The sequence below is a fragment of the Olsenella uli genome, from assembly GCF_901212675.1.
GTDB lineage: Bacteria > Actinomycetota > Coriobacteriia > Coriobacteriales > Atopobiaceae > Parolsenella > Parolsenella uli_B.
In genome coordinates this window covers 1-21798 of record NZ_CAAKOQ010000025.1, presented here as the reverse complement: position 1 = coordinate 21798, position 21798 = coordinate 1, and the positions used below count along the sequence as shown (strand labels likewise).

Here is a 21798-nt window from a genome sequence, read left to right as displayed (position 1 = left end):
GAGGAGCAACCCGCCCGCCAGGTAGACCGCCTGAGGCACCGTCTCCTCCGCTGGATGCGCCGCATGGGGTGTCCGGTGCCGGCCATGCGCGCCCCCAGGGGCCCGCATCCGGCACGCCGCCTGACGCCGCCCACTCGGCGTCGGTTCGCGCGAAGGAGCGCACATGATCTACCTGTCCCAAATGCTGGGAAACCCCGTCCTCGACGCCAACGGCGAGAAGATCGGCGTGGTGAACGACCTTGGCATCGCCACGCGCGAGGTCTTCCCCCGCGTCACGTCGCTCGCGTTCCAGGGGCCCGGCAAGACTCCGTTCATGATCAGCTGGCGCAAGTACGTCGACACGTTCGATGACAACGAGGTTCGCCTCGCCGTCCCCGCCACCGACATCCGCTTCTCCTACCTGCAGCCCGACGAGGTCCTCATCGGCCGCGACCTGCTCAACAAGCAGGTCGTCGATACGCGCGGCATGCGCGTCGTGCGCGTGAACGACCTCAAGCTCTCCGACACCAGCTCGTCGCAGCTGCGCCTGCTCGGCGCCGAGGTGGGCATCCGCGGCATCCTGCGCGCCCTCTCGCCCTCCCTCGAGAAGCTGGTGCTTCGCCTGTCCCACGCCCTCGGCCACGAGATTCCCGAGAAGATCATCGCGTGGAACTACATGGACCTCATTGACCGCGATCTCTCCAACGTGAAGCTGTCGGTCTCGCACCAGACGCTCGACGACCTGCACCCGGCCGACGTCGCCGACATCATCGAGCAGCTCGACCCGCGCCTGCGCGGCCAGGTGTTTGCCCAGCTCGACGACGACCAGGCGGCCGAGGCCATGGCTGAGCTCGACGACGACGAGATGGCCGCCAAGATCGTGGGCGGCATGGCCGACGCCGACGCCTCGCGCATGCTGTCCGAGATGGACCCGGACGACGCCGCCGAGCTCGTGAGCGAGCTCGACTACGACCGCGCCGAGAAGCTCCTGCGCCTCATGGGCATCAACGAGCAGCGCGCCATTCGCCAGCTGCTGGGCTACAAGGACGACACTGCCGGACGCATCATGACCTCGGAGTTCGTGGCCGTCTCGCGCGACACCACCGTGGCCGAGGTGGCCGAGAGGATGCGCGCCCTGCCCGACGACTTCGAGCCGGTCAACTACGTCTACGTCACCGACGAGGCCGGCAAGCTTGCCGGCGTGGTGTCGGTGCGCCACCTGTTCGTCTCCGACGCGACCGACACGCTGGGCAAGCTCGCAGGCGACGACGAGGTCATTTCGGCCAAGCCCGACGACGACCAGGAGGACGTGGCCGAGGACATCGCCAAGTACAACCTGCTTGCCATGCCTGTCGTGGACGAGAAGACCGGCAAGATCCTCGGCATCGTCACGGTCGACGACGCCCTCGACGTCCTGGAGGAGGAGCACGAGGAGGACCTGCAGATCGCTGGCGGCAGCACGGGCGACGCGGGCTCCCACGAGGGGTCCGGCGAGCTGCTGCGCCTCGTTCGCCACCAGATGTGGTTCTTCTTCTGGATGGTGGCCGAGATGGTCATGGCGCTCGCGTGGGGGTCTCCCACCGCGCTGGCCGTGGGCTTTGCCCTGCCGGTGGCGCTGCTCGTCGCGGACGAGATGGTGCGTTACGTGACGGCCTTCTTCCTGGAGCACGACGAGGACGACGAGGACGCCCCGAGCCTTGGCGGCTTTGCCGTGAAGGGAATTGCGCTCGGCCTGTTCTGGGCCGCCGTGGTGCTGCTCGTCGCCACCGCAACGGGCCGTGTGATCACCACGGCCGACGGCCTTGCCGGTGCGGTGCCACTGGCGCTCGGCGGCTTCCAGGCAACGGCGGTGGCCATCCTCGTCTCATTCGTGACCGCACCTGCCTACCTTGTGCTTCTCCGACGTCGCGACGACGCTGGCAAGGACACGAGCGGCCTCGTGCTGCACGCCGTGGCCCTGGTGGTGGCGCTCGTGGCCTTTGCCTGCGCGGTCCTCGTGACGGCCGCCCCGCTCGTGGGCTAGGGGGCGTCTCCCATGAGGCGAATCAAGGTCTGGCGCAACCTCCGCGGGGTGCGCTCCATCGGCGCCGATGCCAGCATCGTCCCGCGCGCGCACTCCAAGCTACGTGCCGCGGCGGTGCTGGGGGCCATGGGCCCGGGTCTGCTCACGGCCCTTGCTGGCATGGACGCGGGTGGCGTGGCCACGTTCTCCAACGCTGGCGCGGTGTTTGGCTACGGTCAGCTCTGGTCGATTCCGGTGATGTGCTTCCTGCTCATCGTGGTACAGGAGACGGCCGCGCGCATGGGCTGCGTCACGGGCAAGGGCTTCGCGGCGCTCATCCGCGAGCAGTTTGGTGTGCGTCGCAGCGCGTTCGCCATGCTCGCCCTCATCGTGAGCAACACCACGGTGACGCTCTCCGAGTTCGCGGGTATCGCCTCCGGCATGCAGCTCTTTGGCGTGCCCACCATCGTGAGCGTGCCCATCGCGGCCATCGCGGTGTGGCTGCTTGGCATGAGCGGCTCGTACAAGCGCATCGAGAAGATCCTGCTGGCCATCGCCTGCGTCTTCGTGACGTATGTGGCGGCGAGCTTCATGGTGGGGCCGGACTGGGGCGAGGTGCTGGGCAGCACCTTCCTGCCGCACGTCTCGATCACGCCGGCGTACGTGAGCCTGCTCGTGGCCAACATCGGCACCACCATCTCGCCCTACATGATCTTCATGGGGCAGGGTAACGTGGTCGAGAAGAACTGCGACGTGGACGACCTACCCTACCAGCGCATCGATACCGTGAGCGGTGCGGTGGTGGCGCAGCTCATAGCCTTCTTCATCGTGGTGTGCACGGGCAGCGTGCTGCATCCGGCGGGCATCGCCGTCAACTCGGCCGAGGACGCGGCCCGCGCGCTGTCGCCCCTGGCCGGCCCCTATGCCGAGGTGCTCTTTGGCGCGGGACTCGTGGGCGCCAGCTTCCTGGCGGCCTGCGTGCTGCCGGGCATCACGTCGAGCGCGGTGTGCGAGGCGTTTGGCTGGGAGCGCGGGCAGGACAAGAGCTGGGCTGAGGCGCCGGCGTATCGCGGTATGGTGACGGCAATCACGCTGCTCTCGGCCGTCGTGGTGGTTCTGCCCAACGTGGACCTGTTTGGGATCATGATGGTGGCGCAGGTCATCAACGGCGTGCTGCTGCCGGTGCTGCTCGTGTTCATGGTGCGGATTGCCGACGACCGTCACGTGATGGGTGCCTACGCCAACTCGCGCGCGTGGAGCGCACTCACGTGGTTCATCGTGATCGTGGTGGCCGTGCTGACCGTGGTGATGTTCGTGCTGCAGGCGCTGGGGTACTAGCCGCGGCGTGCGGGCGCCGGGGCTGCGGTGCTGGCTGCGGGGCGTGTTGCGGGAGCGGGGTGCGCAGGCTGCGGCGGCCGCGTTGCGGACTGGCGGCTGAGCTGCGGTGCTGTCGTTCTGCCTTGCGGATTGCTCTCTGTTCCGCCGTCCTCGTTCTGGCCTGCTGCTTGTCTTCTGTCCCCGTCGCTCGCGCACTGCCCCCGTTGCCCGTCTCCAAATCATCGCCACACGGTTTTACGCATTTGCGGGCAGCAAATGCGTAAAACCGTGTCATCTATCTGTTGAGAACCACAGGTTGCACGCTATTACGTATTTGAATGAGAGAAAGGGGAGCAAATGCGTCAGAGCGTGCTACCTGTTGTGCCGCGAAGACAGCTTGCACGTATTTACGCATTTGCAGCGAGCAAATACGTAAATACGTGCAAGCTATGCGGCGTGACGATGGCGAGCCGGCCGCGGAGCCGCTCCACTTGGCGATGACGAGCCTTTCGCACACCCGCCCGTCTGACACATCACCTCAAGCCCGGCGTCGCGCACGAGGCCGGTGTCGTCACTTGTCGCATCTTCGCAGATAAACGCATCAAAGTCGTTGAACCCAGCGAAGCGGTACGACCCGAATGCCCCCCACCTTGCGCACCTCGCTCACCAGATAGCTGCGCGCCACGCTGCTCGATGCGCAGGCCCATCCCGAGAGGCACAAGGACCTCGTCGTGCGCGTGGCGGGCTACGGCGCCATGTTCGTCAAGCTCTCGAAGGCGATCCAGGACGACATCATCAACCGCTCCGAGCACGTGCTCTCGATGCGTCCGAACCCTGGTATTGAATGCGGGAGAGGCCCTGAGGGGAGGCTGTCGTGGAAGCTGTTCTTGCGCAGTGTGTGACCAACGTGCAGCGGTACTCGATCCACGGCGGCGTGCTGCCGTTCCGCCAGCTGGCCGACGGCAAGTACGACGCGCTTGGCATGCCGTACGCGCGCCGCGGCTACCCGCAGCTCTCGGACGACGCCGCGACCGGCCTCGTCTCGGTCTGTAAGGAAGCTGGCATGGACGTGCGACTTCACAGCGACTAGCTGGGCCACCCGCCGCACGGGGAGATTCCCGTGACGCGCACGGGCCTGCGCGTCATCAAGGCCGCCAAGGCCGAGGGGCTGGGCGTGCTGGCCACGGCCATCTACTCCGCCGACGAGGCCTTCCTAGCCGCGCTCAACGGGGCCGACTACCTGGCGCCGTACGTGAACCGCATGTGCAACTACGGCGACGGCGTGGGCCAGGTCGTCGACCTCATCCGCATGCTGGCCGCGCAGGGCATGGACACCAAGGTGATGGCCGCGTCGTTCAAGAACGTCGAGCAGGTGCACGAGCTCATCGCCGCAGGTATCCAGGCCGTGACGGTGCAGCTGCCCGTGGTGCACGCCATGATCGACCATCCCGGCACCGAGATTGCCGTGGCCGAGTTCACCGAGAACTGGGGGAACGCCTACGGCCGCACGACGCTGCTGGCGTAGCGGGCTGACATAGCGGGGCGGCTGCGAAGGCGGCCGCCCCGCGCGATTTTGCACCCGGCCCGTCCATGCCGGCCCTCGTCCTGCTCTCTCACCTCTCCCGCGACGCTTGACATAAACCCTTCATACCGCGTCTTCCTTTGGTTGCAGAACCTCCAGTATTGGGTATTATCGCCCGGTATATCACGGCGTCGGTGCCTCCGCGTAGCGACCTGCCGTGCAACATGCGACCCGCCCCGCTCGCACGCCCGACAGGCCGCACGTAGAAAAGGGGAACCATGGAAGTCCACAAGATCCTTTGCGCCTGCGGGTCTGGCGTCGGCTGCAGCCTCATGCTCGAGTCCAACATCCAGGATTGGCTCAAGAGCCAGAACAAGACCAACGTCGAGGTCCTGCACGCCACCACCACCGACGTGAAGCCTGGCGACGCCGACCTCTATGTGATGTCGCGTGACCTCAGCTCGTTCGCGAGCTCGTTCCCCGAGGAGTCGAAGGTCGTGCTCAACGACCTTGTTGACGCCAACGAGCTGAACGAGAAGCTCTCCGCCGCCTTCTCGCGCTAGGGGCTTTGGGCGGGCGGATGCCCCCGGCGGCCCATCGGCTGCCTGGCGCACGTTTATCGTATCTGTCGCACCCGGCGCCGCGCCCACCCCGCGAGTCCGCTAAAATCCTCGCGCTACCGGCGCGCAACGCGTCGCTCATCCCGTTTCCGGTCTCTGTGGCCCGGTTCCGCATCGTCTAGGCTGTATGCTGACGAAGCGGCACCGGGTCTGCGCGTCTCGCGCGAAGGCGGCCATCCTGGCCGACCGGCCCAGCAGCCAGCCGCGCCCGCCAACGAATGGAGACGAAACCCATGGAACTGAACCGCATGATCGACCACACCCTGCTCAAGCCCACCGCCACGCGCGCGCAGATCGAGAAGCTGTGCGACGAGGCGCTCGAGTACCACTTTGCCTCGGTGTGCGTGAACACCTGCTGGGTGCCGCTGGCGCACGAGAAGCTCGCCAGCAGCGACGTGGAGACCTGCTGCGTGGTCGGATTTCCGCTGGGCGCCATGATGCCCGAGGCCAAGGCCGCCGAGACGCGCCTTGCCGTGGAGGCCGGTGCCGACGAGGTCGACATGGTCATCAACATCGGTTGGCTGTTGGGCGGCGAGAACGACGCCGTGCGCGATGACATCAAGGGCGTCGTGGAGGCCGCGAACGGCAAGTGCGTCAAGGTCATCATCGAGTGCTGCCTGCTCAACGAGGAACAGAAGGTGCGCGCCTGCGAGCTGTCCGTCGAGGCCGGCGCCACGTTCGTGAAGACGAGCACGGGCTTCTCGACTGGCGGCGCCACCGTCGAGGACGTTGCGCTTATGCGCAAGGCCGTGGGCGACCGCTGCAAGGTCAAGGCCGCGGGCGGCATCCACTCCGCCGCGGAGGCCAAGGCCATGGTCGAGGCCGGGGCCGACCGCATCGGCGCCAGCTGCGGCATCGCCATCGTCAAGGGCGAGTAGGTTCTGCCGCGGAGCTGCCGCTGTTTGCGCTCTGGCCCCACCGTCACTGCGGACGTTTTCTGCTCGCGAGCCCTGTCCTGACCGCCCGCGATTGGGTTGGTCAGGCCATCTACCGGGCGGCGAGGGATTTCGATCTTCGCACTTTCGAGTTGTGAACGAATAAACTGCCCCAAAACGAGAATCGCCGAGTACGTATCCCGGGATACGTACTCGGCGATGTCCGCTTCTGGGGCAAAAAAACGTTCACAACTCGAAAGTGCGAAGACGCCCACGGCCGTTTGCCCGGTAGATTGCTTGCGGGCGGGCGGTTTGGGCGGTTGGGCCGCTGCCGGATGGCCGCTGAATGGCGGCTTGGGCGGTTGGGCCGCCGCTGATTCGCCCGCCCGCCGGCCGCGAGCCTGCTAGAACTGCACCTTGGGTGCATCGCGGGCGTCGGCGTCGACGGCAAAGCCGGTCTTGGGGGCAAAGCCGCCAAATCCCGCGACGAGCACGCCGGGGAAGGTCTGGATCGCGTTGTTGTACATGAGCACGCAGTCGTTGAAGCTCTGGCGCGCGTAGACGATCTTGTTCTCGGTCTCCTCGAGCTGGGCCTGGAGCTGCTGGAAGTTGGCGTTGGCCTTGAGGTCGGGGTAGGCCTCGGCCACGGCGAAGAGCTGGCGCAGCGCCCCGGTGAGCACGTTGTCTGCGGCAACCTTCTCCTCGGGCGTCTTGGCGCTCGCGACGCCGCTGCGCGCGGCGATGACGGCCTCGAGCGTCTTGGACTCGTGCGCGGCGTAGCCCTTCACGGTCTCGACGAGGTTGGGGATGAGGTCGCTGCGGCGCTGCAGCTGCGCGTCAATCTGCTGCCAGGCGTTGTCGCAGCGGTTGCGCTTGGTGACGATGCCGTTGTAGAGCGAGATGAGTGCCCCGGCCAGAACCGCCACGATGACGACGACAACGATGAGAACGACGATCATGCCCTCTCCCTTCGATGGGGGTTAGTGAGCTGAGTATACCCGCGCGGGTATCAGCCGCCCGCCGCGCCGCCTGGCTTTTGGGCGTGCGGTCGGGCACGCGGCCGCGACTGGGTCTGCGCCGCAGGCGCCCGCCCACGCCGTCCCCGCGCCGGTCCGCATCCGCGCCGCCCACACGCCAAACCCGTCTCACGCGCCAAGCCCATCCCGCGCCGGCCCACCCCCGCGCTGCCTCGCTCGTCAAGCCTGTCCGCCCAAGCCCCCATACATATATGTAGTGTGTGGCGTGCGGCTTCCCGGCACGCGGCGCTTGCCTTCGCCCCCTTCGCGGGATTACGGTACCGAGGTCAACGGAGGTGTCCAGTGAGCGAAGCGTACGATCCCTATGCAATCCCTCGCAGCGGCGACGGCGGCGAGCACAGAAGAAACCTCATCCTCGTGAACGTGCTGATCATGACGCTCATGGTCTGCATCGACATGAGCATCGTGGGCGTGGCCCTGCCGGTCATGGCCAAGGAGCTCGGCGTCGGCATGGGCGACGTGCAGTGGGTTAACACCGGCTACCTGCTGGTCTCGTGCGCGGGCATCCTCATCGGCGGTCGCCTGGGCGACATCTACGGCAAGGTGCGCGTCTTCATGTGCGGCGTGGCCCTCTTCACGGTGGGTTCGCTCATGTGCGGCATCGCGCCCACGCTCGAGATATGCATCCTCGGCAGGGCCGTGCAGGGCCTGGGCGCCGCGGCGGCGTTCTCCAACAACCAGGGCATCATCACCGAGACCTTCCCAACCAACGAGCGCGGCCACGCCCTCGGCTGGATCGCCACGGCGGCGAGCCTCGGCGCGCTCATCGGTCCTACGCTGGGCGGATTCATCCTCACCATCGCATCGTGGGGCGGCATCTTCCTCGTGAACGTGCCCTTTGGCATCGTGCTGTTCACGATGGGCCTCAAGATTCTGCCCAACCGCAAGCCCGCGCACCCCGGCAAGCTCGACAAGCCGGGCAGCGTCCTGCTGTTCTGCTCGCTCATGCTGGTGGTGAGCGCCGTGACCGAGCTCCAGCAGAGCAGCGCCGCTATCGTGTGGGCGCAGCTCGTGCTGGGCCTGGTGCTGCTCGCGGGCTTCGTGCTCGTGGAGCGCCGCTCGGCCGACCCGGTCTTTCCGCTCTCGATCCTGCGCAACAAGACGCTGCTCATCAACATGTTCACGATGTTCGCGCTGTTCTTCGTGATCGGCGGGCAGAGCATGGTGTTGCCGTTCTACTTCCAGGACGCGCGCGGCATGACGGCGGGCGAGTCGGGCCTGTTCATGACGGTGATTCCCATCATCACGGGCACGGTCGGCCCCGTGGCGGGTGCCCTCAGCGACCGAATCGGCTGCTACTGGCCCACGTGCGTGGGGCTTGCGCTTGCGTGCATCGGCGAGGTGGGCGTGAGCCTCTGGGGCGTCGACAGCCCAATCGCGCAGGTCATCGTCACGCTCGTGGTCTACGGGATGGGCAGCGGCATGTTCAACGCGCCCAACAACTCGCTCATTATGGGCTCCGCGCGGCGCGAGGACCTGGGTGTGGTGGGCGGCTTTGCCGCGTTTGCCCGCACGTTTGGCCAGACGGCGGGCCTCACGGTGGCGACGTCGGTGCTCTACGGCAACATGAGCGCCCAGATGGGCACGCAGGTCACCGACTACGTGGCCGGCAGGCCGGACGTGTTCCTGAATGCGATGACCTTCGTGTTCCTGACCATGGCCGCCGTGGTTGGCCTGGGCTTCGTCTGCACCGTGGTGCGCTTCGTGCAGACGCGCCGCGCCGAGCACGATGCTGAACGCGCTCTCAACGGGTAGGCTCGCGCGGCGGGCGCCTACTGAGCTTTGGCGCCGGGTCTTCGCCCCGCGTTTCCAGTGGCGACCAGCGTCTGCCGCCGTCGATTTCTTCCAAGGTGGTCACGAAGGGCTACTTACTGGGATTCCTGGTGTCCCGGGCTGGGCGTCCGGGCCGCATGCGGAGCTGTTTGGGTGCCAAGACTGGCATCTTGGACCTCTCATTGGGGTACGCGCTGGCTTCTTGGGGCCGAAAGGGTCGTGTTGGCCTTAAGTTGGGCTCCGCTATCCAAGTAAATCGCCCTTCGTGACCAGCGAGGAGAAAACCCATCCCGAAGTTATAGTGGCGGCGTAATATTTCTGAGTGGCGGAGTCATACTTGGCGGCTTGCCCTGTGTCCGCGGGCTTGCGTGCGTCCTGCTGGACTGGCCTGCCGGAACTCACAGACAAGAAAAAAAGCTCCCTGGCCGTCGAGGCCAGGGCGCTTCTGCGTCTTATGGCGGAGGAGGAGAGATTCGAACTCTCGAGACGGACGAGCCGCCCAACGGTTTTCAAGACCGCCGCATTCAACCGCTCTGCCACTCCTCCGTGGTACGGGCGAAGCTCTATGCTACCCGACTTTCGCGCGCCTGGCAGGCGGGATTGGCCGAGCGGGGCGAGGCGGCCACGGGATTGGGCGGTCCCAGGGAGCGGGGCGAGGTGACCGCGGGATGGGGCAACCCGGTACGCCAGCCGCGCCGCGCGCGCTAACGCGGCCGCAGCCCATAGCAGAAACGGCCGCGCGCGGGGCGCCGTCTGCAGATTCCTTACACTACATCTCCTGAGCTTACGCAACCCACTCATTTCCATGGCGTTTCGTGACACAACGCTGCCGGAAATACGCGTGCTCCCCTGTCCGGCCCCTGACATTGCCGCCCGAGAATTGACCGTGTTGCGAAGGCGCCCTCTTTCGAGCGCCCAGCCGCCCCACGACGGCGCGAGCGACGACCGGCGGCACACGGATGCGCCTGATGTGCCGTAACGGACTGCAGGGGAGGGCGCGGGAGAGAGGAAGACGTAGTGTCGAGCATCGAGCTACGCCACGTGCGGAAGACGTACGAGAACAAGGTCACCGTCATCGAGGATATGAACCTCACCATCGACGACGGCAGCTTCACCGTGCTCGTCGGCCCTTCCGGTTGCGGCAAGACCACCACGCTTCGCATGATCGCCGGCCTCGAGGACATCTCCTCGGGCGAGCTGCTCATTGACGGCGTGCGCATGAACGACGTTGATCCCGGCGACCGCAACATCGCCATGGTGTTCCAGAACTATGCGCTCTACCCAACGATGAGCGTTCATGACAACATCGAGTTCGGTCTCATCAACGCAAAGGTCCCCAAGGCCGAGCGCGACCGCCGCATCGCGGAATTCTCCAAGGTCGTGGGCCTCACCGACTACCTCGACCGCATGCCCAGCCAGCTCTCCGGCGGCCAGCGCCAGCGCGTGGCGCTTGCCCGCGCCATGGTGAAGCAGCCCAAGGTCTTCCTCATGGACGAGCCGCTCTCCAACCTCGACGCAAAGCTGCGTACCCAGATGCGCACCGAGCTCATCGCCCTGCACCAGCGCCTGGGCACCACCTTCGTCTACGTCACGCACGACCAGACCGAGGCCATGAGCATGGCCACCAAGATCGTGCTCATCAACGGTGGCAAGATTCAGCAGGCCGACGCCCCCATCAAGATCTACAACGACCCGGTCAACAAGTTCACGGCCCAGTTCATCGGCATGCCCACCATGAACGTCTACGAGGCCGCCAAGCTCCCCGACGTGGGCCTGCCGCAGGGCGTCGTGTGGTGCGGCTTCCGTCCGTCTCGCGCGCTGCTCGTCGAGCCGGGCGAGAAGGTCGCCGACGACTCGCTCACCTTCCAAGGCACCATCGTCATTCGCGAGGTCATGGGCAGCGAGATCATCTACCAGCTCGACGCGCCGTTCGACCGCGTCTGCTTCAAGACCTTCAACCAGCCGCACGTCGAGGTCGGCGACGCGGTGACCCTCACGGTTGACCATGACTCGCTCTACCTCTTCGATGCCGATGAGAACAGGGTGAGGCTATGAGCGCCGTCGAGGGCGAGGCTCGCGTCGGTGGCGTCGAGATGACGCCGGCGTCCGAGGTCGTGGAAGTCGTCGACTCCTCAAAGCCGGCCGCTTCCTCCGCGTCCGCCGAGGCCACCAAGGCCCCCAAGAGCCGCCACAACCCGATCTTCACGATGGCGAAACCCTACCTCTGCATCGCGCCCGCCATCATCGTGCTTGCCATCTTCTGGATCATGCCGATCTTCAACATGGGCTACCTGTCCATGTACAAGTGGGACCTCATCTCGCCCACGATGAAGTGGGTCGGCTTCGCCAACTTCCAGCAGCTCTTCTCCGACCCGGAGTTCTGGCAGACCTTCGCCAACACGATCATCTACACGGTCTTCGTGGTTGGCTGCGGCGTCGGCCTCGGCCTGCTCGTGGCCGTCTACCTGCACTCGCGCACCAAGACCAACGGTTTTCTCCAGGCCGTCATCTTCTCGCCCTATGTCGTGAGCCTGGCCTCCGTGGCCCTGCTCTGGATGTGGATCATGAACAAGGACTACGGCCTGCTCAACAGCATCGTGGGCATCTTCGGCATCCAGCCCATCGACTGGCTGGGTGACACGCACGTGGCGCTGCCGTCGCTGATCCTCATCTCGGTGTGGAAGAGCGTGGGCTATGACGCGCTGATCCTCGTGTCGGCCATCCAGGGCATCCCCGAGCACCTCTACGAGGCCCCCGCCTCGACCGCGCCAGCGCCTGGACCACCTTCCACCGCATCACGCTGCCGATGATTTCACCGACCCTGTTCTTCCTCGTCATCGTCGACGTCATCGCGTCGCTCAAGGTCTTCGAGACCATCCAGATCATGACGCTCGGCGGCCCGCAGAACGCCACCAACACGCTTGTGTTCTCGCTGTACCAGTACGGCTTCCAGTTCAACCAGGTTGGCTACGCCGCGGCCATCGGCATGGTACTGCTCGTGCTCATCGCCATCTTCGCCGCCGTGTACTTCAAGCTGCTCGCCAACCGCGTCCACTATCGCTAGGGGGTAGGTGCCATGAGTCAGGACAACAAAGAGGGCCATCTCCCCTCGAGCGACCACGATGCGCGGCTGAGCGGCATCAAGGCCAACGCCGACGTGGCTGCGCAGTACGAGCGCATCAAGGAGCGCCGCCGCGTGACGCAGGCTGTGACCCGTGTGGTGCGCTGGATCGTGAACGTGCTGCTCGTGCTCGTGTTCTTCTTCCCGTTCCTGTGGATGGTCACGAGCTCGCTCAAGACGCTGGGCGAGACCATGTCCTTCCCGCCGTCGCTGTTCCCGGCCAGCCCGCAGTGGCAGAACTACAACCAAGCCTGGAACTCCATCCCGTTCGGCAAGTACATCATCAACTCGCTCGTGGTGATGCTCACGGTGCTCGTGATGCAGCTCATCACGGTGGTGCCGGCGGCCTACGCCTTCTCGCAGTACAAGTTTTGGGGTAAGGGCGTGCTGTTCGGAATCACCCTCGTGACCATGATGGTGCCGGCCCAGCTCGTGTTCCTGCCGCTGTTCATCCTCTTTGCCCAGTGGGGCATGATCAACACGTACTGGTCGTTGATCCTGCCGTTCGCCACGAGCGCGTTCAACATCTTCATGCTGCGCCAGACCTTCAACCAGATGCCGCAGGAGCTCGTCGAGGCCGCCCGCCTTGACGGTGCGAGCGAGATCAAGATCGTGGTCAAGCTCTTCCTGCCGATGGCCAAGGCAACGCTCGTGACCTGCGCGCTGCTCACGTTCATCAACACCTGGAACGACTACTTCTGGCCTCTCGTCCTCACCACCAACGACACGGTGCGTACCCTGCCCGTCGGCGTTGCGAGCATGCGCGCCAGCGAGTCGGGCATCAACTACCAGATCCTGATGGCCGCAAACGTGGTGCTCACGCTGCCGATCATGATCGTCTACCTGTTCGCCAACAAGCACATCATCAAGGCCTTCACCTACATCGGCGACAAGTAGCGTCCCCGGGCGCGCGCCTCGCGCCCACCCTCCCAGCGACCCGGCAGGCTCGGCCCGGACCGCCGCCGGCCGCGCCGCGGGCCTGGCGCCCGCCCCACGCGTGGGCGCCCCGACCGCGCCCCCGCCTTCCTCAGTAAGCAGTCCAACCGAAAGGACACAAGACATGAAGCTCTTCACCCGTCGTCAGTTCCTGCGCAACTCCCTGCTCGGCGCCGGTGCCGTGACCGCCGGCCTCGGCCTCGCCGCCTGCGGCGACACCGCCGCGCCCGCTGCCGCCAACAACAGCAAGGCGTCCACCGGCGAGAACGGCACCATCGAGCTCAAGTACTGGTACTGCTGGACCGACAAGATCAAGGAGAACAACGAGGAGCGCGTCCAGGAGTTCAACGACTCCATCGGCAAGGACAAGGGCATCCACGTGACCGCCGAGTACCAGGGCAGCTACGACGACCTCAACTCCAAGCTCAAGACGGCCTTCACCGCCAACGAGGAGCCGGACGTCTCCGTCATGGTCGTCAACTCCACCCAGGCCTTCGCCGACGGCGGCATGATCCAGAAGATCGACGACCTCATCGACTCCTCCGACGTCTCCGACTTCTGGCCCGGCCTCATGGAGAACTGCAAGGTCAACGGCGACATTTACGGCGTGCCGTACCTTCGCTCCACGCCCGTGCTCTACTACAACAAGACCCTGTTCAAGAAGGCTGGCCTTGATCCCGAGACCGCCCCTGCCACCTGGGACGACATGGTGAAGGCTTCCGACGCGCTCAAAAGCGTGGGCGTGGGCGGCTACGGCTTCTACTCCTACATCTGGGTGCTCACCGCGCTCGACTACTGCAACGGCGGCTCGCCCTTCGGCGACGACCTCTCGGCCAAGAGCTGCACCTTCAACGAGAAGCCGGCCGTCGAGATGGCCCAGTGGCTCAAGGACGGCACCGACAACCACAACTTCGCGTTCTCCGGTGGTTCCAACGGCTCCGACACGCTCAAGACCAGCGCCGCCAACCAGAAGGTCGCCATGTGGGCCAGCTCCACGGCCGACCTCACCAACTACCTCGACCTCGCCAGCCAGGGTGGCTACGAGATCGGCGTGGGCTTCATCCCCAAGAGGACCCAGAACAAGGTCCCCACGGGCGGCTGCAACCTCGTCATGACCTCGCGCCTCGAGGGTGATCGCCGCAACGCTGCCGGCGAGTTCATCAACTTCATGACCAGCAAGGCCGCCGCCGTCAAGACCCCCCTCAAGCCCGGCTACCTGCTCACCCGCCAGTCCGACAAGGACGACGACCGCATCAAGGAGGCCTACGCCAAGACGCCGGAGTACCAGGTGGCCTTCGACCAGCTGCAGTACGCCATCGGCGACTACATGAACGCCGGCTACGCCGAGGCCTCCAAGGACTACGCCGATGCCATCGAGAAGATCATGGGCGGCTCGGCCGACCAGATCCAGTCCATCCTTGACGATGCCAAGTCCAAGGCCGACCCGGTGCTTGCCAACAACTAGCTCGAGGTTGCCGGGGCGGGTATGTCCCCGCCCCGGCCGCTTTGGCGACCTTGGTGCCGCGCCGGTCCGGCTTGCCGTCCCTGCCCCGTGCCCCGGTTGCCCTGCTGCTCCATCCGGCCCCTCCTCGTAGGTGGGAGGGGCACTCCCATGCGGTGCCCGCCCTTCCGTGCTCGGCGGGTGCCGCGCTTGTCGTTTCTGTCCCCCGTGCAAGGAGGCCCGCATGCACAACCTGTTCGTCATGAGCGTGGACGCGCTGTTTACCGACAACCTGCCCGACGTGGAGAAGCTGCCCGGTTTCTCGCAGATTCTCTCGCGCGCGGCCATCTACGAGAACGTCTATTGCGTCTATCCCACGCTCACCTACGTGTGCCACTCCACCATCATGAGCGGCTGCTGGCCCGAGCACCATGGCGTGGCGCACAACCAGATCCTCGACCCGGCCATCGAGGACCGCAACTGGTACTGGGACTATGCGAGCCTCAAGGTGCCCACGGTCTTCGACTGGGCCAAGCGTGCCGGCCTCTCCACCGCCTCCACCGGCTGGCCCGTGACGGCCGGCTCCAAGGTCATCGACTGCGACGTTCCCGAGGTTTGGACCGTCGACCCCGACGCGCAGGAGTCTGGCCCCAAGCAGGACGCCGAGCTCGACCAGATCTACGCCCGCGGCTGCTCGCCGGCCGGCTACGAGCTCTACGAGAAGTACAAGGGGCTGCTCCACAACAACAGGACGCCCGAGCTAGACGAGTTCGACACCGCGTGCAACGAGGACATCATCCGCAGCATGCGCCCCAACGTGCTGTTCACGCACCAGGCCGAGCTTGACCACGCGCGCCACGCCCACGGCGTGCTGGCGCCCGAGGTGCAGCACGCGCTGCGCGAGCACGACGGGTGGCTGCAGCGCTGCATCCAGGCCATGAAAGACGCCGGCACCTACGACGACACGGTGTTCGTGATCCTGGGCGACCACGGTCACGTGCGCATCGACTACAAGCTGAGCCCCAACGTGCTGCTCGCCAAGGCGGGCCTGCTCGACGTGGACGGGGCCGGCCACGTGACGGGCTGGCGCGCCTACATGCAGAGCTCCGGCGTGAGCGGCCAGCTGTTCGTGCGCGACGCCGACGCGCTGCTCAAGGCCAAGGAGGCCCTGCAGCCGCTCGTGGACGACGGCCTCGTGCAGGACGTGTTCACGCACGACGAGGTGCTCGAGCGCTTCCACACCGACGGCGAGTTCGCGCTCATGGTTGAGGCCGCGCCCAACTACGGCATCGGCGGCGATTGCGTGGGCGAGCTGGTCACGCCGGCCGGCAGCGCCGACTACAAGTACGCGGTGTCCACCCACGGCCACCTGCCGTACCGTGGCGACAAGCCGCCCTTCGTGATCGCGGGCCCGGGGGTCGAGCCGGGTCGCTTCGAGGGCGCGCGCCTGGTGGACGAGGCCCCCACGATGATGGCGGCCGCCGGGATTCCCTTCGACGCCGACGCCCTCGACGGCGAGGACCTGCGCGCCGCCGGCTCCCGCGCCGTCCGCCTTCCCGACACCTGGTCGCTGTCACATTTCCTTCCGTATGATTTGTCACATTTTGAGAGGCGTGGATGACAGCCTGGGCCTGCTAGACTGGGAAGGCAACAAAAGAGGTCGCTGGCCAGTGAGCTAGCAACCTTCACCCAACTCGATTCGGGCGCGGCCCTACCTCCACAGCGGGCCTCGCCGTCGACCCATGCATACCCTGCACGCACCCTCCCAGAAGTGGGCATTCCATGGCTTCCATGACCGACGAGGACTACATGCGCCTGGCGCTCGACGAGGCGCGCGCCGCGGCCGAGGAGGGCGAGGTGCCCATCGGCGCCGTGGTGGTGTGCGGCGGCGAGGTCGTCGCCCGTGCGCACAACCGGCGCGAGACCGACCGCGACCCCTCCGCCCACGCGGAGTTCTCGGCCATGTGCGCCGCCGCCCACGCGCTCGACCGCTGGCGGCTCACCGGCTGCACCGTCTACGTGACGCTCGAGCCCTGCCTCATGTGCGCGGGCCTCATGGTCAACGCCCGCATCGACCGCTGCGTCTACGGCGCGGCTGACCCCAAGGGTGGCGCGCTCGGCACGCTCTTCGACGTGAGCCACGACGAGCGCCTCAACCATGAGTTTGGGGTCACGCCCGGCGTCCTTGCCGACGCGTGCGCCGCCGAGCTGCGGCGCTTCTTCCGCGCCCGCCGCGCGAAAAGGGTGGACAAGGGGTTATAGGGGGAGCTCGACATATGTCGCCCGCGGCCAACGCCGCCGAGCAAAGGGCAGTACACTAGCTGTGTGTCCGCATCTCGTCCCGCCGAGCGCGGGGCCAACTCAAGGGGATAGGAGTCACATGAGCTCTCTGCAGGCACCCGCGAAGCGCTCGCTGGGCGAGCTCGCGCTCATCGCAAACGAGCTGCGCCAGGACGTTATCCGGGAGGTCTTTGCCGCCAAGTCGGGCCACCCCGGCGGCTCGCTCTCCGCGGCCGACATCATGAGCGCGCTGTGGTTCTCCGGAGCCATGACCTACGACGCGTCCGACCAGGCCGACCACTCCCACGACCGATTCTTCCTGTCCAAGGGCCACGCCGCGCCCGTGCTCTACGCCGTCTTCCACCAGCTGGGCTGGATCTCCGACGAGGACATCCCGACGCTTCGCCACCTCGGCAGCAAGCTGCAGGGCCACCCCGACTGCCACGCGCTCGAGGGCCTCGAGATCTGCTCGGGGTCGCTTGGCCAGGGCCTCTCGGTCTCGGCCGGCGTCGCGCTGGGCCTGCAGATCGACGACCGCGAGGCCGCGCCTGCCGACAAGCGCCGCGTCTATTGCGTGCTGGGCGATGGCGAGATGCAGGAGGGCTCCAACTGGGAGGCCATGATGTTTGCCGCCCACCACGGGCTCGATAACCTCGTGGCATTGCTCGACCTCAATAACCTGCAGATAGATGGCCGTGTCACCGATGTGTGCTCGCTGGGCGACATCGACGCCAAGTTCACGGCCTTCGGCTGGAACGTCCGCCGCGTGAGCGGCCACGACATCCAGGCGCTCATTGACGCGCTTGAGTGGGCCAAGGGCCAGCTGGGCACGGGCTGTCCGTCCACGATCATCTGCGAGACGGTCAAGGGAAAGGGCGTCTCCTTCATGGAAGATCAGGCCGGCTGGCACGGCAAGGCGCCTAACGCCGAGCAGACCGATATCGCGCTGGCCGAGCTCGCCGCCGAGCACGACCGTCTCGAGAAGGAGGCCAACAATGGCTAACAGGGCAACCCGCGAGGCCTTCGGCGAGACCCTTGTCGAGCTGGCGAACGAGGGCGTCAACGTCGTCGCGGTCGACGCCGACCTCGCCGGCTCCACCACGCTCACCAAGCTGGGCGACGCCTACCCCGACCGCTTCTTCGACGTGGGCATCGCCGAGCAGGACATGATCGGCGTGGCCTCGGGCCTGTCGCTCACCGGACGCATCGCGTTCACCGCCTCGTTCGCCGTGTTTGGCGTGGGCCGCTGCTACGACCAGATTCGCAACACCGTGTGCGACGCCGCGCTCAACGTGAAGGTGTGCCCCACGCACTCCGGCATCACGGTGGGCGAGGACGGCGCCACGCACCAGATGCTCGAGGACATCGGCATGATGCGGGCGCTGCCAAACATGCGCGTCCTCGTGCCGGCCGACTACCGCGCCGCCAAGGCCGCCATCCGCATCGCCGCCGAGACGGACGGCCCCGTCTACGTGCGTCTGGGCCGTCACAAGGTGCCCGAGGTCTATGACGAGACGTTCGTGGGCGGCCTGCCGTATGCCGGTGTGCTGCGCGAGGGCACGGACGTGACCATCGCCGCCTGTGGCGTCGAGGTTGCCCAAGCCAACGCCGCTGCCGACCTTCTGGCCGAGAAGGGCATTTCTGCCGAGGTCATCGACGTGTTCAGCGTGAAGCCGCTCGATGAGGACGTCATCGTGGGCAGCGTGGCCAAGACGGGCCACATCGTCACGTGCGAGGAGCATATGGTCTACGGTGGCATGGGGTCTGCCGTGGCCGAGCTGCTTGCCCAGAGGCTGCCGACGCCGCAAGCGTTTGTCGGGATGCGCGGGTTTGGGACGAGCGCGCCGGGCGACGAACTTATCGCTCACTTTGGGCTGGACGCCGCGGGCATCGCTGCTGCTACGGAGGGGTTGCTCGCGTAGGGCGCTTTTGTTGATCGGTCGGTCGGGCCGCCCCGCACATTCCTCCATTCGGGGTCACTTTGCTTCGCAAAGTCCCTTGCCTCTCATTTTGGAATGTGTGGGGCGGCCCTGCGTTGACGGGGCTTCGCCTTGCGCAAGGGCGAGCTCCGGGGGCGCAATGCCTGCGGCGGCCGCCGGGCGTGCCCGAAACGTCTCCGTCGTGTGCCCGGCCCCGCCTACCATCACATATGTGCGCGCAACGTCGTTTCGCATGGCCTCGGCAAAGACGTCCGCCCCAGCGAGGATGGACCCACCCGTCAGCACGGCCACTTCGACCCGCCCACCAGGAATGCCAGCGTCCCTCAGCGTCCATTCCAACAAACCCCCCGATAACCCCAGGATAAGAACAGAAGCCAGGCGACCTGAACGCTCATGCAGGCGTGATCCGAATTCCGCAATGAGGGGCTAAGGGACTTTCGCAAAGCGAAAGTGACCCTGAACGAAGGAATTCGGAATCACGCCCCCCTGCAGGTGGCGATTCTCGCTAGTAGTGGCGGCCATACCTCCCGCCCCGAGGCCCGCCAAACCCACGGCCCCTCCCACGCGAGCCGTTGAACAGGCTCCTCGTGGGCTTGGTCGTGCTGCGGCGCTCGTTGGGCACGATGCGTCCGTCCGAATACGCAAATCCCTCGAGGTCAAAGAGGGGAATCAGCTTCTTGGTGAAGTACTCGATCTCGCGAAGCGGGCTCACCTCGTCCGGTGCCATGAAGGTGTAGGCGTGGCCCGTGGCGCCCGCGCGACCGGTGCGGCCGATGCGGTGCACGTAGTCCTCGGGGTCCATCGGCACGTCAAAGTTGACCACCGCGTCGATGCCGCTCACGTCGATGCCACGGCTCATGACATCGGTGGCGACAAGGACCTGCAGCTTGCCGTCGCGGAATCTCTCGAGTGCGCGCTCGCGAGCCTTCTGCGGGCGGTCGGCGTGCATGACATCCACCTTGAGCCCGGCCTTCTTGAGCGTGGCACACACGCCGTCGACGCGCATCTTGGTGCGGCAGAAGACCAGCACGCGCTCGAAGTGCTCGCGCTTCACGAGCGCCTCGAGCAGCGAGATCTTGTCGCCCTGCGTGACGGGGCAGAGGTGCTCGTCGACCGTGGCGGCCGTCTCGCCCGCCCGCGCGATCTCGATGACGAACGGGTTGGGCAACATCGCGTCGACCGTGCCCTTGATGCTGGGCGGGATGGTGGCCGAGAACAGGAGCGTCTGGCGCTTGCTGGGGCAGGCCTTCACAATCTGGCGGACGCTTGGCCAAAAGCCCATGTCAAGCATGCGGTCGGCCTCGTCGAGGACCAGCACCTGCACCTGCGAGAGGTCCACGTGGCTGTGCTCCATGAGGTCGATGAGGCGGCCCGGGGTGGCCACGAGCAGGTCGCAGCCGCGCTCGAGCGCCTTGATCTGGCGGTCGAACTTGGCGCCGCCCATGACCACGACGGTGGCCTGGCCAGTCTGGGCGCAGACCGCCTTCGTGACGTCCTCGATCTGGCTCGCGAGCTCGCGTGTCGGCGTGATGACGAGCGCGAGCGGCTTCTTCGGCTTTGCCTTGCGACCACTCGCGGCGATGCGCTGCAGCGTGGGGAGCGTGAAGGCGCAGGTCTTGCCCGTGCCGGTCTGGGCGCTGGCGAGGACGTCCTTGCCTTCGAGCACGGCCGGGATGGCGCGTGCCTGGACGGGGGTCGGTTCGGTGAAGCCGAGGGCATCAACCCCGGCGAGTATCTGCTCGTTAAGCCCGAGCTCGGCAAATGAAGTAGTCATAAGTGCAAGTATGGCGCATACGCTCGGGTTATACAATGCGGCGTCGGGCGCGATGTCGCATGGTGCGCATCCTCGCGGTGCCGAACGCTCCCTGGGCGGAGGTCCGCTGGCCAAGGGAAAGGCCACCCCGGGGGAACCGAAGCGGCCTTTCCAGCGGTCTGCGAGCGGGATTTCACGCCGCAGACCTTATGAGCCGGGTCCCGAAGCAGGCCCGCCACCTCGAAAATCTAGAACACCGGGATGACGGAGCCCTTGTAGGTGTCCTCGATGAACTTCTTGGCGGTGTCGGAGGTGAGGGCCGCGACGAGCGCCTTGGTCTTGTCGGTCTGGTCCTCGCCCTTGCGCACGGCCACGATGTTGGCGTAGGTCTTGGCGGCCTCGGAGTCGGCGCCCTCGCTGGCCAGCGTGGCGGTGGTGTCAAGGCCGGCGGACAGCGCGTAGTTACCGTTGATCACGCCAAAGTCGGCGTCCTGCAGGGTGCGCGGTACGGACGCGGCTTCAACCTCGACGAACTCAACATTGTGCGGGTTCTCGGCGATGTCGTTCTTGGTGGCCTCGAGGCCGACGCCGTCCTTGAGCTTGAGGACGCCCTGGTCCTGGAGCAGCAGCAGCGCGCGGGCCTCGTTGGTGGCGTCGCTCGGCACGGCGATCTTGGCGCCATCGGGCACGTTCTTGATGTCGGAGCTCTTGCCGGCGTAGATGCCCATCGGCTCGAAGTGGATGGCGGCGGCGCTCACGAGGTCGGTGCCGTTCTCCTGGTTGTAGTTGTCAAGGTAGGGCTTGTGCTGGAAGTAGTTGGCGTCGAGGTCACCCTCGGAGAGCGCCACGTTGGGTTGCACGTAGTCGTTGTACTCGACGACCTTGAGCTCGTAGCCGGCGGCCTTGATTTCGTCCTCGACGGCCTTGAGGATCTCGGCGTGGGGGCTGGGGGAGGCGCCGACGGTGATGACGGTGCCGTCGGAGGCGCTGCCCGATGCGGCCGCGCCGCTGGTGGCGGCGGAGGAGGAGCTGCTGGCGGAGTTGCCGCCGCACGCGGTGAGGGCGAACGAGCCGAGGACCGCGGCGCCGCCGAGGAGGAACGAGCGCCGAGAGAGGTTGATGGACATGATGGATCCTTTCCCTAATCAGGACAAATGACCAAAGAGGTGGTGCGTCACGTTTCCTTCCGGATGATTTGTCAC

The 21798-nt window shown here is 66.2% G+C and carries 19 protein-coding genes, 1 tRNA gene and 1 pseudogene; 17 read left to right on the top strand and 4 right to left on the bottom strand.

The features are described from left to right. Positions 1-163 precede the first annotated feature (163 nt). From EFAMC1_RS02850 to deoC, 7 genes and pseudogenes are all read left to right on the top strand, one after another. Entirely contained in the window at positions 164-2002 is a 1839-nt protein-coding gene (locus EFAMC1_RS02850) for a magnesium transporter (protein WP_154052826.1), read from the top strand. Between the two features lie 126 nt (positions 2003-2128). After that, positions 2129-3319: an Nramp family divalent metal transporter gene (locus tag EFAMC1_RS02845; RefSeq protein WP_261981737.1), complete on the top strand. Its 1191-nt coding sequence runs from the start codon at positions 2129-2131 to the stop codon at positions 3317-3319. Between the two features lie 656 nt (positions 3320-3975). Continuing rightward, a pseudogene (locus tag EFAMC1_RS11400) lies at positions 3976-4116 on the top strand (glycine radical domain-containing protein); the annotation flags it as partial. Between the two features lie 56 nt (positions 4117-4172). Further along, positions 4173-4388 carry a hypothetical protein gene (locus EFAMC1_RS02835; RefSeq protein ID WP_154052824.1) on the top strand — a complete coding sequence of 72 codons (216 nt, stop codon included), beginning with the start codon at positions 4173-4175 and terminating at the stop codon, positions 4386-4388. Positions 4389-4418: 30 nt separating this feature from the next. Next, on the top strand, positions 4419-4823 hold the full coding sequence (locus EFAMC1_RS02830; RefSeq protein WP_261981735.1) for a transaldolase family protein: 405 nt from the start codon (positions 4419-4421) through the stop codon (positions 4821-4823). Between the two features lie 275 nt (positions 4824-5098). Beyond that, positions 5099-5383, top strand: coding sequence for a PTS sugar transporter subunit IIB (locus tag EFAMC1_RS02825; RefSeq protein WP_154052822.1), 285 nt, complete (start codon positions 5099-5101; stop codon positions 5381-5383). A 290-nt stretch (positions 5384-5673) separates the two neighbouring features. After that, positions 5674-6318: a deoxyribose-phosphate aldolase gene (gene deoC, locus EFAMC1_RS02820; protein ID WP_154052821.1), complete on the top strand. Its 645-nt coding sequence runs from the start codon at positions 5674-5676 to the stop codon at positions 6316-6318. A 401-nt stretch (positions 6319-6719) separates the two neighbouring features. Here the strand turns inward: deoC and EFAMC1_RS02815 are convergent, their stop codons facing one another. After that, positions 6720-7274 carry a LemA family protein gene (locus EFAMC1_RS02815; RefSeq protein ID WP_154052820.1) on the bottom strand — a complete coding sequence of 185 codons (555 nt, stop codon included), beginning with the start codon at positions 7272-7274 and terminating at the stop codon, positions 6720-6722. A gap of 360 nt (positions 7275-7634) precedes the next feature. Here EFAMC1_RS02815 and EFAMC1_RS02810 point away from each other — a divergent pair, with 360 nt between their 5' ends. After that, positions 7635-9107 (top strand): MFS transporter, encoded by a 1473-nt coding sequence (locus EFAMC1_RS02810; protein ID WP_222838618.1) that lies wholly within the window; start codon positions 7635-7637, stop codon positions 9105-9107. Between the two features lie 473 nt (positions 9108-9580). On the opposite strand, the gene EFAMC1_RS02805 is transcribed toward EFAMC1_RS02810, so the two are convergent. Next, positions 9581-9671: transfer RNA gene (locus EFAMC1_RS02805), tRNA-Ser, on the bottom strand. Between the two features lie 471 nt (positions 9672-10142). On the opposite strand from EFAMC1_RS02805, the gene EFAMC1_RS02800 reads away from it, so the two are divergent. The 9 genes from EFAMC1_RS02800 to EFAMC1_RS02760 all read left to right on the top strand — a co-directional run bounded on the left by EFAMC1_RS02800 (position 10143) and on the right by EFAMC1_RS02760 (position 18825). Next, positions 10143-11180 carry an ABC transporter ATP-binding protein gene (locus tag EFAMC1_RS02800; RefSeq protein ID WP_154052819.1) on the top strand — a complete coding sequence of 346 codons (1038 nt, stop codon included), beginning with the start codon at positions 10143-10145 and terminating at the stop codon, positions 11178-11180. Then, complete coding sequence (locus EFAMC1_RS02795; protein ID WP_222838617.1) at positions 11177-11935, top strand: carbohydrate ABC transporter permease; 759 nt, start codon at positions 11177-11179, stop codon at positions 11933-11935. Before EFAMC1_RS02800 ends, EFAMC1_RS02795 begins: the two co-directional genes overlap by 4 nt. Next, complete coding sequence (locus tag EFAMC1_RS02790; RefSeq protein WP_261981734.1) at positions 11932-12189, top strand: carbohydrate ABC transporter permease; 258 nt, start codon at positions 11932-11934, stop codon at positions 12187-12189. Before EFAMC1_RS02795 ends, EFAMC1_RS02790 begins: the two co-directional genes overlap by 4 nt. Before the next feature lie 12 nt (positions 12190-12201). After that, a complete protein-coding gene (locus EFAMC1_RS02785) occupies positions 12202-13143 on the top strand; it encodes a carbohydrate ABC transporter permease (protein WP_154052818.1) in 942 nt (313 codons plus the stop codon). 163 nt (positions 13144-13306) lie between these two features. Next, positions 13307-14647, top strand: a complete 1341-nt coding sequence (locus EFAMC1_RS02780; protein WP_154052817.1) for an ABC transporter substrate-binding protein — start codon at positions 13307-13309, stop codon at positions 14645-14647. Between the two features lie 220 nt (positions 14648-14867). Further along, complete coding sequence (locus EFAMC1_RS02775; protein WP_154052816.1) at positions 14868-16244, top strand: alkaline phosphatase family protein; 1377 nt, start codon at positions 14868-14870, stop codon at positions 16242-16244. 161 nt (positions 16245-16405) lie between these two features. Further along, positions 16406-16885, top strand: a complete 480-nt coding sequence (tadA, locus tag EFAMC1_RS02770; protein WP_154052815.1) for a tRNA adenosine(34) deaminase TadA — start codon at positions 16406-16408, stop codon at positions 16883-16885. 118 nt (positions 16886-17003) lie between these two features. Next, positions 17004-17906 (top strand): transketolase, encoded by a 903-nt coding sequence (locus EFAMC1_RS02765; protein WP_154052814.1) that lies wholly within the window; start codon positions 17004-17006, stop codon positions 17904-17906. Further along, positions 17899-18825: a transketolase family protein gene (locus EFAMC1_RS02760; RefSeq protein ID WP_154052813.1), complete on the top strand. Its 927-nt coding sequence runs from the start codon at positions 17899-17901 to the stop codon at positions 18823-18825. The genes EFAMC1_RS02765 and EFAMC1_RS02760 overlap by 8 nt, the downstream gene beginning before the upstream one ends. A gap of 523 nt (positions 18826-19348) precedes the next feature. Here the strand turns inward: EFAMC1_RS02760 and EFAMC1_RS02755 are convergent. Further along, positions 19349-20617, bottom strand: a complete 1269-nt coding sequence (locus tag EFAMC1_RS02755) for a DEAD/DEAH box helicase (RefSeq protein ID WP_154052811.1) — start codon at positions 20615-20617, stop codon at positions 19349-19351. 227 nt (positions 20618-20844) lie between these two features. Beyond that, entirely contained in the window at positions 20845-21723 is an 879-nt protein-coding gene (locus EFAMC1_RS02750; RefSeq protein ID WP_154052810.1) for a MetQ/NlpA family ABC transporter substrate-binding protein, read from the bottom strand. Positions 21724-21798 lie beyond the last annotated feature (75 nt).

Excerpts from the sequence above, each read along its gene's own strand:
- EFAMC1_RS02815 (WP_154052820.1), bottom strand. The coding sequence starts at position 7,274 with ATGATCGTCGTTCTCATCGTTGTCGTCGTCATCGTGGCGGTTCTGGCC.
- EFAMC1_RS02795 (WP_222838617.1), top strand. The coding sequence starts at position 11,177 with ATGAGCGCCGTCGAGGGCGAGGCTCGCGTCGGTGGCGTCGAGATGACG.
- EFAMC1_RS02775 (WP_154052816.1), top strand. The coding sequence starts at position 14,868 with ATGCACAACCTGTTCGTCATGAGCGTGGACGCGCTGTTTACCGACAAC.
- EFAMC1_RS02850 (WP_154052826.1), top strand. The coding sequence starts at position 164 with ATGATCTACCTGTCCCAAATGCTGGGAAACCCCGTCCTCGACGCCAAC.
- EFAMC1_RS02755 (WP_154052811.1), bottom strand. The coding sequence starts at position 20,617 with ATGACTACTTCATTTGCCGAGCTCGGGCTTAACGAGCAGATACTCGCC.
- EFAMC1_RS02765 (WP_154052814.1), top strand. The coding sequence starts at position 17,004 with ATGAGCTCTCTGCAGGCACCCGCGAAGCGCTCGCTGGGCGAGCTCGCG.
- EFAMC1_RS02750 (WP_154052810.1), bottom strand. The coding sequence starts at position 21,723 with ATGTCCATCAACCTCTCTCGGCGCTCGTTCCTCCTCGGCGGCGCCGCG.
- deoC (WP_154052821.1), top strand. The coding sequence starts at position 5,674 with ATGGAACTGAACCGCATGATCGACCACACCCTGCTCAAGCCCACCGCC.
- EFAMC1_RS02780 (WP_154052817.1), top strand. The coding sequence starts at position 13,307 with ATGAAGCTCTTCACCCGTCGTCAGTTCCTGCGCAACTCCCTGCTCGGC.
- tadA (WP_154052815.1), top strand. The coding sequence starts at position 16,406 with ATGGCTTCCATGACCGACGAGGACTACATGCGCCTGGCGCTCGACGAG.
- EFAMC1_RS02825 (WP_154052822.1), top strand. The coding sequence starts at position 5,099 with ATGGAAGTCCACAAGATCCTTTGCGCCTGCGGGTCTGGCGTCGGCTGC.
- EFAMC1_RS02790 (WP_261981734.1), top strand. The coding sequence starts at position 11,932 with ATGATTTCACCGACCCTGTTCTTCCTCGTCATCGTCGACGTCATCGCG.
- EFAMC1_RS02845 (WP_261981737.1), top strand. The coding sequence starts at position 2,129 with ATGGGCCCGGGTCTGCTCACGGCCCTTGCTGGCATGGACGCGGGTGGC.
- EFAMC1_RS02760 (WP_154052813.1), top strand. The coding sequence starts at position 17,899 with ATGGCTAACAGGGCAACCCGCGAGGCCTTCGGCGAGACCCTTGTCGAG.
- EFAMC1_RS02785 (WP_154052818.1), top strand. The coding sequence starts at position 12,202 with ATGAGTCAGGACAACAAAGAGGGCCATCTCCCCTCGAGCGACCACGAT.